The organism is Inquilinus sp., assembly GCF_057815775.1.
Map to the genome: position 1 here is coordinate 1 of NZ_JBYRFX010000352.1, position 11852 is coordinate 11852.

The window sequence follows — 11852 nt, forward strand, 5'->3', positions numbered from 1 at the left end:
TCGGCCGTGCCATTGATCGTTCCCATCGGTCACCTCTCCCGAGCCGGCCGACGTTCCGCGGCCGCGCTGCCGAGCCGATCATATTGGGGCCGGCCCCGGGTCGGACCTCCCAAACGGGAGGGTCCGCGGCCGGCATCGGGGCCTGGTGTCAGGGTGCCGCCGCTACCCCGCCTCCTCCTGGAACGCCTCCTCGCGCTTGCGCCGGATCGCCGGGCTGATCATCACCACCAGGACCAGCGCGGTCAGCACCAGCAGCACGGCGCTGATCGGCCGGGTCGCGAACACGGTGGCGTCGCCGCGCGACAGCAGCATGGCGCGGCGCAGATTCTCCTCCATCATCGGCCCCAGGATGAAGCCCAGCAGCAGCGGCGCCGGCTCGCAATCCAGCTTGATCAGGACATAGCCCACCAAGCTGAACACCACGGTCAGATAGACGTCGAAGACGTTGTTGCTGAGGCTGTAGACGCCGATGCAGCAGAAGGCGAGGATCGCCGGGAACAGCAGGTGATACGGCACCTTCAGCAGCCGGACCCAGATGCCGATCAGCGGCAGGTTCAGCACGATCAGGAAGAAGTTGCCGATCCACATCGAGGCGATCAGCCCCCAGAACAGGTCCGGCTGTTCGGTCATGACCAGCGGCCCCGGCTGGATGCCCTTGATGATCATGGCGCCGACCATCAGCGCCATCACCGGCGTCGGCGGGATGCCCAGCGTCAGCATCGGGATGAAGGAGGTCTGCGCCCCGGCGTTGTTCGCCGATTCCGGCCCGGCCACGCCTTCGATCGCGCCCTTGCCGAAGCGCGCCGGCGTCCGCGACAGCTTCTTCTCCAGCGAATAGGCGGCGAAGGAGGACAGGATCGATCCGCCGCCCGGCAGGATGCCGAGGATCGAGCCCAACGTCGTGCCGCGCAGGATCGGCGCCACCATGGCGCGGAGGTCGGCGCGGGTCGGCATCAGCCCGGTGACCTTGCTGACCATCACCTCACGCTGATGCTCGTTCTCGAGATTGCGGATGATCTCGGCGATGCCGAACAGCCCCATCGAGATGGCGACGAAGTTGATGCCTTGGGACAGTTCGGGGATGCCGAAGGTGTAGCGCGCCGTGCCGGTCTCGACATCCTGACCGACCATGCCGAGCAGCAGGCCGATCGCGATCATGCCGAGCGCCTTGAGCAGCGAGCCATGCGCCAGGGCGACCGACGCGACCAGGCCCAGCAGCATCAGCGAGAAATACTCGGCCGGCCCGAATTTCAGGGCGATCAGGGCCAGCGGCGGGCCGAACAGCGCGATCAGGAAGGTGGCCACGGTGCCGGCGAAGAAGGAGCCGATGGCGGCGGCGGCCAGCGCCGTGCCCGCCCGCCCCTGCCGGGCCATCTGGTAGCCGTCGATCGCTGTCACGACAGAGGCCGATTCGCCCGGCAGGTTGATCAGGATCGCCGTGGTCGAGCCGCCATATTGCGAGCCGTAATAGATGCCCGACAGCATGATCAGGGCCGAGATCGGCGGCAGCACGAAGGTGGCGGGCAGCAGCATCGCGATCGTCGCGGTGGGCCCGAGGCCGGGCAGCACCCCGACCAGCGTGCCGAGCAGCACCCCGGCGAAGCAGTAGCTGAGATTGGTCAGCGTGAAGGCGACGCTGAAGCCGAGGACGAGGTTGTCGAAGAGTTCCATGGCGGCGCCCTCAGTTGCCGAACCAGCGGCCGAGCACCGGGATCGGCAATCCCAGGCCCCAGACGAAGACGGCGACGCAGAAGGCCGCGAGGCCGATCGCCAGCGGCACCGCGACGGCCCAGCGGTAATGGACGCTGGCGGCCGCGCTGATCGACACCAGGGCCAGCAGGGCCAGCACCAGCCCGCCGCCGCGCAGCAGCAGGCCGAACAGCACCATCGCGCCCAGCACGACGGCGATGCCGCGGAAGGTGAAGCGGCTGACCGCCTCGCCCTCCATGACGAAGGACCGCAGGAAGGTGATCAGCCCGATCAGGGCCAGCACCCCGGCCAGGACGGTGGGGAAATAGCCGGGCCCCATCTTGATCGCCCGGCCCATCGGATAGCCCTGGGCGATCCAGCCGAAGCCGGCGGCCAGGAACAGGAAGATCAGCCCCGACCAGAAGTCCTTGGGGTGACGGATGGAGAGGCGCATCGCGGCTCCTGAATCCGGTGACAGGTGCAGTGGATTGGGGGTTCTGAGCCCGTCCGAGAATGCCCTGGGGTGAGTCGGCTGGTGGCGGTTTCGAGAACCGGCGCGCAGCGGACATGGTCGTCCGTGAGCACCGGAAGCGCAGAAACCGCCATCAGACGGCCGCCCCAGTAGCGTTATCAGATGGGCTCAGTCCGCGTAGATGCCCGCGGCCTGGATCACCGGCTGCCACTTGGCGATCTCGGCCTTCAGATGGGCGTCGAGCGCCGCCGGCGTCGCCTGGTCGAGGGCCACCGGCTCGGTGCCGAGATCGGCAAAGCGGGCGATCACGTTGGGGTCCTGCAGCGCGCCCTGCAAGGCGGCCTGCAGCTTGTCGATCACCGGCTGAGGCGTGCCCTTGGGGGCGTACAGGCCATGCCAGATGCCGACCCGGAAATCGGGCAGGCCGGCTTCGGTCGTGGTCGGCACGTCGGGCAGCGACGGCACCCGCTTGGCGCTGGTGACGGCGTAGACCTTGATCTTGCCGGCCTTGATCTGGCTGGTGGTGTTGGTGGTCTGGTCGCACATGAAGTCGAAGACGCCGCCCAGCAGGTCGTTCATCGCCGGCCCGGTGCCCTTGTAGGGTACCGTCGTCAGCGGCGTGCCGATCGACGACATGAACAGCATGCCGCAGAGATGTGAGGCCGAGCCGATGCCGGCATTGGCGACCGTCACCGTGTCCTTGTGCGCCTTGGCGTATTCGACCAGCTCCGGCATCGACTTCGCCTCGAAGTCGCCGCGGGCGACGAAGGTCATCGGCACGTCGGTGACCAGGCCGATGCCGGCGAAATCCTCGCCCGGCTTGTAGTCGAGATTGCGGTACAGCGTGGCGCTGGTGGCCTGGCCGATATGGTGCAGCAGCACGGTGTAGCCATCGGCATCGGCCTTGGCCACGCGGCCGGCACCGATGGTGCCGCCGGCGCCGCCGACATTCTCGACGATGACCTGCTGGCCGAGCGTCTTGCTCATCGGCTCTGCGATCAGCCGCGCCACCGTGTCGGTCGGCCCGCCGGCGGCGAACGGCACGTTCATGGTGATGACGCGATTCGGGTAATCCTGGGCGGCGGCGGGCAATGCGATGGCCATGGCGGCGAGCATGCCCAGGCCGAGCCGGCGACGACGGTTCATAGACGTATTCCCCCTTCGTTCGTGACATCGACCGGGTCGGCCCGGTTTCTCTTTTTTGACAATCTAACCTGTCCATCCGGGATGGCACAGTTGCTTTTCCGCCCTCTGGTGCAGTGGCCGGGCCCGTGCCAGTGTCGCGGGATGCTGCGCCCCAACTTCTACGTCCATCCGACGCTCGATCGCGCCGGCCGCTTCCGTCGCGATGCCGACTGGATCGCCCGCATCACCGTCAGCGAACACACCCGGATCCTGCCGGTGTGGCAGGGCCGCAACCTGGTGGCCGGCCCGCCCGAGGCGCCGCATGCGGCCTTCGTGCCGGCGACCGAGGGCTGGTGGCGCGAGGCCGCGGCCGAGACGGTGATGCTGGGCATCAACGGCGACACCACCTATCTCGCCGTCGATGTCAGCGGGCTGGCCGACCCGGCCGCCGACCCGGTGCTCTCCGGCCTCGGCAGCTTCCTCGATCTGCGCGCTGTCGGGCCCCTGATGCCGCATGAGGAAGGCGCCCTGCTGGCCTATGCCCGCGGAATGATGTGGTGGCATTCGCGCCATCGCTTCTGCGGCGTCTGCGGCCACCCCACGGTCAGCAGCGATGCCGGCCACCGCCGCGACTGCACCAACCCGGATTGCAAGACCCAGCATTTCCCGCGCACCGATCCGGCCGTCATCATGCTGATCCATGACGGCGACCGGGCGCTGCTGGGCCGCCAGAAGGCGTGGCCGCCCGGCATGCATTCGGTGCTGGCCGGTTTCCTCGAGCCCGGCGAAAGCCTGGAAGACACGGTCAAGCGCGAGGTGATGGAGGAGGCCGGCATCGTGGTCGACGACGTCCGCTACCACTCTAGCCAGCCCTGGCCGTTCCCGCAATCGCTGATGGTCGGCTACACCGGCCGCGCCGTCACCACCGACCTGCAGGTCGACAATGACGAACTGGAGGCCGCGGCGTGGTTCGAGCGCGGCTGGCTGCGCAGCCATGTCGACGACGAATCATTCCGCCTGCCGCGCCGCGACAGCATCGCCCGGCGCCTGCTGGAGGATTGGCTGGCGGAGGATTAGCGGCCGATGGTTGTTTTGGACCATCGGATAGACCATCTGCTATGCTGGACCACATCATCCCATGATGGGAGGAGGCCATGCAGATATCCGTCAGCGATGCAAAGGCTCAACTCACCGATCTGGTGCGCCGCGCGGAAGCCGGTGAGGAAGTTGTCCTGACCCGGTTCGGCCAGCCGGTGGCTCGCCTGGTGCCGGAGGCCAGAAAGCCGACATTGGCCGAGAAGAGAGCCATTATCGCCGAGATCCAGGCCGCTGCTCGCGGCAAGGCCACGGCAGGGCCATCGGCGGCTCGCAGCCAGGACTTCCTGTACGATGACCACGGCCTGCCGAAGTGATTGTCGTGGACACCTCGGCTCTATTGGCCGTGCTGCGGGAAGAGACTGAAGCCGATGCCTGCTCGGCCATCCTGACCACGGCAAGCAAGTTGGTCATCTCGGCCGGCACCTTGGCGGAGGCCTTGCTTGTTGCGGGCCAACGCGGGATCGGGGAGGAAATGGAGCTGTTGATCGACCGCGTGGGCATCGAGGTCGCGCCGGTGACGGTCGCCACCGCTCGGGGTGTGGCGAGTGCCTATGCCCGCTGGGGGAAAGGCGTTCACCCTGCCGGGCTGAATTTTGGCGACTGCTTCGCCTATGCGGAAGCCGAGGCCCGATCCTGCCCCCTGCTCTTCATCGGGAATGATTTCGCTCGCACCGATCTGAAATCAGCTCTCGCGGGATAGCATTCTCAATCGTCCGCGGCAGCCTGGCTGGGATCGCGGCGGAACGGGTGGGCCGGGTAGACCCCGAGGATGCGGAAGTTGCGGGTGAAGAACTGCAGCTCCTCCAGCGCGAATTGCAGCGCCTGCTCGTCCGGATGGCCTTCGACATCGGCGTAGAACTGGGTCTGGTTGAAACGGCCGGCGAGCATGTAGCTCTCGAGCTTGACGATGTTCACGCCATTGGTGGCGAAGCCGCCCAGCGCCTTGTAGAGCGCGGCCGGCACCGACCGCACCTCGAACACGAAGCTTGTCATCACAGGACCGTTGTTCGGCTTCGGCCGCACCGGGTCGCGCGACAGCACGACGAATCGGGTGGTGTTGTGCTCGGCATCCTCGATGTCGGACGCCAGGATCTCCAGCCCGTAGGTCTCGGCCGCGAGCCGGGTCGAGATGGCGGCAATCCCGGGATCCGATTGCTGGGACACCATGCGGGCGGCGCCGGCGGTGTCGGCGTGGACCACCGGCTTCAGCCCGCGGGCGCGCAGCCACAGCCGGCACTGGCCCAACGCCTGGACATGGCTGTGCACCTCGCGGATATCCGCCAGCTTGGTGCCCGGCAGCACCACCAGCTGGTGGTTGATGCGCATGAAGTGCTCGCCGATGACGTGCAGGCCCGATTCCGGCAGCAGGTGGTGCATGTCGGCGACCCGGCCGGCGATCGAGTTCTCGATCGGGATCATGCCGAGATCGGCACGGCCGTCATGGATCGCGGCCAGCGCCTCCTCGAAAGATGGGCACGGCACCGTCTCGGAATCGGGGAAGACCTGGCGGGACGCCATGTCGGAATTGGCGCCTGGCCAGCCCTGGAAGGAAATCGTCGGAGCGGAACTCATCGTGCTGATCCCTGGACCATAAATGTTTTGGGGGCCAGAATCGCACGGGCCCGTTCCAGTTCGTCCTGGGTGTCGACGCCGAGCGGCACGGTGTCGACGATGGCGACATCGATCCGCATCCCGGCGGTCAGCGCCCGCAGTTGCTCCAGCTTCTCGCGCCGTTCCAGCGCGGCCGGCGGCAGCGTGACATAGCGCTCCAGCGCCGCCCGGCGATAGGCGTAGAGGCCGATATGGTGCAGCAGCGGCCCGTCGCCCGACGGTGCCGTGGTGCGGGTGAAGTAGAAGGCCCGGCCGATCCGGCTGCCCTCCTCCCGCTCGACGATCGCCTTGACGATGGCGGGGTTGGTCTTTTCGTCCTCGCGCACGATCACCGCGGCCAGGGTGCCGATGTCCACCGCCGGGTCGTCCAGCAGGGTGACAGCGGCCTGCGGCAAGGCGGGATCGAGGGTCGGCAGGTCGCCCTGGATGTTGACCACGATGTCGTGGCGGCCCTCCGGATCGACGCTGCGCAGCGCCTGGGCGATGCGGTCGGAGCCGGAGGGGAGATCCGGGTCGGTCATGACGGCGATGCCGCCCACCGCCTCGATCGCATCCGCGATCGGCCGGTCGCCGCAGGCCACGATCACCGGGCCGAGATTCGCCGCCACCGACCGGCGCCAGACATGGACGATCATCGGTTCGCCATGGATGTCGGCGAGCGGCTTGTTCGGCAGGCGGGTCGCGGCCAGGCGGGCCGGAATGACGACGACGGGATTCGAAGCAATCATGATGTTCGCGTCATCCTCCCTTGCCGCAGCGCCGTCAAGACCGGGCGCGGCGGCAATCGTTGCACCGCAGCAGGACATCGCCCCTTGCCAGACCGATTGGAACGCCTCTACAAGACCCCCGGACCCGCCCGTCGGAATCGCCAGTTCCGGCGGTGTCGTGTGTTCGGCTGGGCTGCAGTCGCTTCGGAGTGAGATCCGGCATGGAATTCAATAAGATTTTCGCCGCCGTCCTGCTGGCCGGCATTATCGGCATGGCGACCGGCATCGTGGCCGATATGTTGGTCTCGCCCGAGCCGCTCAAGGAAAACACCTTCAAGGTCGACACCAGCGCGGTCGCCAGCGCTTCGTCGTCGGCCGCGGCACCCGCCGCCGCCGCGATCCCGCCGATCGCCCCGCTGCTGGCCGCCGCAGATCCGGCCAAGGGCCAGGCGCTTTCGAAGGCCTGCGCCGCCTGCCACACCTTCGACAAGGGCGGCGCCAACAAGGTCGGCCCGAACCAGTGGGGCCTCGTCGGTGCGCCGATGGGCCACAAGGACGACTTCAACTACTCGGCCGCGATCAAGAAGAAGCACGAGGAAGGCGACCACTGGACCTATGAGGAACTGAATGAGTTCCTGGCCGGTCCGAAGGCGCACATCCCCGGCACCACCATGACCTACGCCGGCATGAAGAGCGAAAAGGACCGTGCGGACCTGATCGCCTGGCTGCGCACCAACGCCGACACGCCGGAGCCGCTGCCGAGCGCCGATGCGGCGCCCGCCGCCCCTGCTGGCGGAGCCGCTCCCGCGGCCCCTGCGGGTGGTGCAGCCCCGGCTGCCCCGGCCGGTGGAGCTGCCCCCGCGGCGCCGGCCCCGACGAGCGGCGGCTGATCGCCGCAGCGGATTCGAAACCAGAACGGGACCGCCGAACGCGGTCCCGTTTTTGTTTATGTCTGGCTTTATTCGATGCCGTGAGATTCCCTAGACTCCATCGACCGGCGCCCCGAATCCGCCGGCAGACCGGCCCGGGAGTGTCATGCACATCGTCGTCGCCCTGCTGATCGCCTTCGCCTGCGCCGCACCCGTTGCGGCCGTGGCGGAGGAGCCGGCGGCGAGCCCTGCCCTGGCGCTGTTCGGACAGCCGAAATACCCGGCGGATTTCAGCCATTTCGACTATGCCGACCCCGCCGCCCCCAAGGGTGGCACCCTGGTGCTCAGTTCGGTCGGCAGCTTCGACACGCTGAACCTGATCCCGCTGGCGGGCCAGCCGCCGCGGTCGCTACCGCTGCTCTACGATTCGCTGATGGTCGAGAGCCAGGACGAACTCGGCGTGGCCTACGGCCTGCTGGCGCAGACTGTGACGGTGGCCGACGACGCCTCCTGGGCGATCTTCACCCTGCGGCCGGAGGCGCGCTGGCATGACGGCACGCCGGTGACCGCGGACGATATCGTGTGGAGCTGGGAGACGGTGCGCGACCAGGGTGAGCCGCTCCTGAAATCCTTCTTCCGCGACGTGACCGGCGCCGAAGCGCTGGATGGCCAGCGGGTGCGCTTCACCTTCGCCACCCGCAACGCACGCAAGCCGATCGGCCAGGTGGCGACGAAGCTGCCGATCCTGCCCAAGCACTGGTGGACCGCCGAGGGCCGCGACATCACCCAGGGCACCGTCGAGCCGCCGCTGGGCAGTGGCCCCTACCGCATCGCCGCGGTCGATCCCGGCCGGACGCTGAGCTGGGAGCGTGTGGCCGACTATTGGGGCCGCGACCTGCCGGTGAATCGCGGCCTGTGGAACTTCGACCGCATCCGCTACGACTACTACCGCGACCGCGATGCCGAGTTCGAGGCGTTCAAGGGCGGCAATTCCGACTTCCGGCAGGAGTTCACCTCGCTGTTCTGGGCCACCGGCTACGACATCCCGGCGGTGCGCGATGGTCGCCTCCTTCGTGCCGAAATTGCCAGCGAGGATCCCCGCGGCATGCAGGGATATTTCTTCAATTTACGCCGGCCGCCCTTCTCCGACCCCAAGGTCCGCGAGGCGCTGATCTGGCTGTACGACTTCGAATGGGTCAACAAGACCCTGTTCTCAGGCCTGTACGACCGGCTGGGCAGCTATTTCAACGCCGAGGGCTTCCGCACCACCGGCGTGCCGGAGGGGGCGGAGAAGGACCTGCTGGAGCCATTCCGAGGCCAGGTGCCGGATGCGCTGTTCGACACGCCCTTCGCGCTGCCGAAGACCGACGGCAGCGGCAACATGCGCGACAACATCCGCAACGCGCTGCGCCTGCTGCACGAGGCCGGCTGGGAACAGCGCGACGGGGTGATGACCAATGTCGCCACCGGCGAGCCGATGCGGTTCGAGATCCTGACCAACCTGGACATCTTCGAGCGGGTGACCCAGCCCTTCATCGAGCGGCTGCGCCAGATCGGCATCGAGGCGACGCTGCGGGTCGTGGATTCGGCCCAGTTCCAGACGCGCTATCAGAATTTCGACTTCGACATCACCACCTTCGCCCAGTCCTTCTTCCCGCCGCCGGGGGCGGAGCTGCGCAATTATTTCGGGTCCGAGGCCGCCGGCATCGACGGTTCGACCAATCTGAGCGGCATCCGCAACCCGGTGGTCGATGCGCTGATCGAGAAGGTGGTGGCTGCCCGCGACCTGTCGTCGCTGCAAGCGGCCACCCGGGCGCTGGATCGCGTCCTGCTGTGGAACAACTATGCTATCCCGCAATGGGGCAGGACCGACGCCTGGGTCGCCTACTGGAACCGCTTCGGCCTGCCGGAGACGCAGCCGACCTATCGGTTCGGCGACGGCAGCGGCATCGGCTTTCCCTCGACCTGGTGGATCGATCCGGCAAAAGATGCAGCGCTGCAGCGCGGCAATGGACAGAGGTAGAGATGATCACACGGCGCCAGTTCACGGTCGGTTCGATGCTCTCGGTGGCGGGAGCATCCCTGCCGTTGCCACGCGCCTTCGCCCAGACGGCCGCGGGCCAGGCCGGCTATGGCGCACCGACCTACTATCTGCCGATGCTCGACCTGAAGGCGGCCTACCCCAAGGACTTCCCGCACTGGAACTATGTCCGCCCGGATGCCCCCAAGGGCGGCAAGCTGGTGCTGGGTGTCTTCGGCAGCTTCGACACGCTGAACAACATGACAACCGACGGCACCGAGGCTGCGGGGGTGGGCAGCCTGAACGACGCATTGATCACCGCCAATCTCGACGAACTCGACACCTACTACGCGGATGCCGCGGAGTCGTTCGTGATCTCGGACGACAAGCTGTCGATCATCTTCACGATGCGCGACGGCCTGCGCTTCCATGACGGCCATCCGATGACCGCCGAGGATGTCGCCTATACCCACCAGTTGCTGCGTGAGAAGGGTGCGCTGCGGTTCCGCGCCCGCTTCTACGACGATATGGACAGCATCGAGGCACTGGACGCCCGTCAAGTCCGGTTCAAGGCCAAGACCCTGAAAAATCCCCAGCTGCTCAAGGCGATGGCAAGTTTCCCGATCCTGCCCAAGCATTGGTGGGAAAGCCGGGACTTCGGCGGCCTGACGATGGAGCCGCCGCTCGGCAGCGGCGCCTACAAGATCAAGTCGGTCGATCCGGGGCGGTCCATCACGCTGCAGCGGGTCGAGGATTATTGGGGCAACGACCTGCCGCAAAATATCGGCTCGGCCAATTTCGACGAGATCACCTACCAGTACTATCGCGACCAGGATGTGCTGTATGAGGCGTTCAAATCGGGCGAGTTCGACTTCATGGCCATCGGCTCGGCCCAGCAATGGACGACCGGCTTCAAATCCGTACCGGCGGTGCAGACCGGCGCACTCAAGCTGGAGGAAATCCCGGACGCGTCGCCGCAATCCTATCTCGGCATGATGTTCAACCTGCGACGGCCGTATTTCTCCGACATCCGGGTCCGGAGAGCCCTTAACTATTTCTATGATTTTGAGACCACACAGAAGACCAATTATTACGGCCTCTACAGTCGCATCCACAGTTATTTTCCGAACACCCCGTTCTCTTTCAGCGGATTGCCGGAGGGCCGCGAGCTGGAGATCCTCGAGCGCTATCGCGGCAAGATAGCCGACGAGATCTTCAGCACCGAGTTCAAGCAGCCGACCACGGACGGCAATGGCAACATCCGCGCCAATCTTCGGGCTGCGCTGGATCTGCTGAAGCAGGCCGGCTGGGAATCGCGCGACGGCAAGCTGACCAACACCACGGGTCAGGTGATGGCCTTCGAGATCGTCTACACCAACCCGGATACCGAGAAGACCATTCTGCCCTTCGTCGAGAATCTCCGTCGTGCCGGCATCCAGGCCTCACCGCGGCTGATGGATGTGCCGCAGTTCCGCAATCGCGTGAACAACTTCGAATTCGACCTGATGCCAGCCCGCTTCTACCCGTTCTTCCCGCCGGGAGAGGCCCTGCGCGGCGGCTGGAACTCCCGCTACGCCGACCGGCCGGGCGACGAGAATTCGCAGGGGATCAAGGACCCGGTCATCGACGAGCTGATCGAGATGATCATCGCCGCCGACACCTATGACGAGAAGGCGGCCACCTGCAAAGCCTTCGACCGCTATGCCACCTGGCAGTTCTTCTCGATCGGCCTGTACGAGGACCCGGTCAACCGGATCGGGTACTGGGATATGTTCGGCCATCCGGAGACACGCCCGAAAAACGATGTCGGCTTCCCCAGCACCTGGTGGGCCGACGAGAAGAACCCCAAGGCCGTGCGGGGGCAGCGCCGGTGACACGGTTCCATAGCGCACCCCGTCGACGTCGCCCTGCTCCGTCCCGGGCAGAAGGCTGACCGATGCTCGCCTATATCATCCGGCGCCTGCTGCTGATCATCCCGACCCTGTTCGGGATCATGGTCGTCAACTTCGTCATCGTGCAGTTCGCGCCGGGCGGCCCGGTCGAGCAGATGATCGCCCAGATCCAGGGCACCGCCACCGACGCCACCAGCCGCATCAGCGGCGGCGGTGGCGGCGACCTCAACAATCGCGGGGCCGACAGTTCCCAGCTCGGCGGCAGCGCCGCGGCCAGCAAATATCGTGGCGCCCAGGGCCTGGACCCGAAATTCATCGCCGAGATCGAAAAGCAGTTCGGCTTCGACAAGCCGCCGCTGGAACGCTTCG

Annotated in this window: 11 protein-coding genes and 1 pseudogene; 7 read left to right on the plus strand and 5 right to left on the minus strand. The window is 66.7% G+C overall.

The features are described 5' to 3' along the window. Window positions 1-162 precede the first annotated feature (162 nt). The 3 genes from AC3XYG_RS12575 to AC3XYG_RS12585 all read right to left on the minus strand — a co-directional run bounded on the left by AC3XYG_RS12575 (window position 163) and on the right by AC3XYG_RS12585 (window position 3307). Window positions 163-1671, minus strand: a complete 1509-nt coding sequence (locus AC3XYG_RS12575; RefSeq protein ID WP_489140178.1) for a tripartite tricarboxylate transporter permease — start codon at window positions 1669-1671, stop codon at window positions 163-165. 10 nt (window positions 1672-1681) lie between these two features. Then, window positions 1682-2143 (minus strand): tripartite tricarboxylate transporter TctB family protein, encoded by a 462-nt coding sequence (locus AC3XYG_RS12580; RefSeq protein WP_489140179.1) that lies wholly within the window; start codon window positions 2141-2143, stop codon window positions 1682-1684. Window positions 2144-2329: 186 nt separating this feature from the next. Then, on the minus strand, window positions 2330-3307 hold the full coding sequence (locus AC3XYG_RS12585) for a tripartite tricarboxylate transporter substrate binding protein BugD (RefSeq protein ID WP_489140180.1): 978 nt from the start codon (window positions 3305-3307) through the stop codon (window positions 2330-2332). Between the two features lie 141 nt (window positions 3308-3448). On the opposite strand from AC3XYG_RS12585, the gene nudC reads away from it, so the two are divergent. From nudC to AC3XYG_RS12600, 3 genes are all read left to right on the plus strand, one after another. Continuing rightward, a complete protein-coding gene (gene nudC / locus AC3XYG_RS12590) occupies window positions 3449-4363 on the plus strand; it encodes an NAD(+) diphosphatase (protein WP_489140181.1) in 915 nt (304 codons plus the stop codon). A 77-nt stretch (window positions 4364-4440) separates the two neighbouring features. Next, window positions 4441-4698 carry a type II toxin-antitoxin system Phd/YefM family antitoxin gene (locus AC3XYG_RS12595; protein ID WP_489140182.1) on the plus strand — a complete coding sequence of 86 codons (258 nt, stop codon included), beginning with the start codon at window positions 4441-4443 and terminating at the stop codon, window positions 4696-4698. A 5-nt stretch (window positions 4699-4703) separates the two neighbouring features. Next, on the plus strand, window positions 4704-5084 hold the full coding sequence (locus AC3XYG_RS12600; RefSeq protein WP_489140183.1) for a type II toxin-antitoxin system VapC family toxin: 381 nt from the start codon (window positions 4704-4706) through the stop codon (window positions 5082-5084). A gap of 5 nt (window positions 5085-5089) precedes the next feature. Here the strand turns inward: AC3XYG_RS12600 and AC3XYG_RS12605 are convergent, their stop codons facing one another. After that, entirely contained in the window at window positions 5090-5956 is an 867-nt protein-coding gene (locus tag AC3XYG_RS12605; RefSeq protein ID WP_489140184.1) for a prephenate dehydratase, read from the minus strand. Beyond that, window positions 5953-6723, minus strand: a complete 771-nt coding sequence (locus tag AC3XYG_RS12610; protein WP_489140185.1) for a 3-deoxy-manno-octulosonate cytidylyltransferase — start codon at window positions 6721-6723, stop codon at window positions 5953-5955. Before AC3XYG_RS12610 ends, AC3XYG_RS12605 begins: the two co-directional genes overlap by 4 nt. Before the next feature lie 200 nt (window positions 6724-6923). Between AC3XYG_RS12610 and AC3XYG_RS12615 the strand changes: the two genes are divergently transcribed. From AC3XYG_RS12615 to AC3XYG_RS12630, 4 genes and pseudogenes are all read left to right on the plus strand, one after another. After that, window positions 6924-7592, plus strand: coding sequence for a c-type cytochrome (locus tag AC3XYG_RS12615; protein ID WP_489140186.1), 669 nt, complete (start codon window positions 6924-6926; stop codon window positions 7590-7592). A gap of 145 nt (window positions 7593-7737) precedes the next feature. Beyond that, window positions 7738-9594, plus strand: a complete 1857-nt coding sequence (locus AC3XYG_RS12620) for an extracellular solute-binding protein (RefSeq protein ID WP_489140187.1) — start codon at window positions 7738-7740, stop codon at window positions 9592-9594. A 2-nt stretch (window positions 9595-9596) separates the two neighbouring features. Beyond that, window positions 9597-11465, plus strand: coding sequence for an extracellular solute-binding protein (locus tag AC3XYG_RS12625; protein WP_489140188.1), 1869 nt, complete (start codon window positions 9597-9599; stop codon window positions 11463-11465). A gap of 62 nt (window positions 11466-11527) precedes the next feature. Then, window positions 11528-11852: pseudogene (locus AC3XYG_RS12630) on the plus strand (microcin ABC transporter permease); the annotation flags it as partial.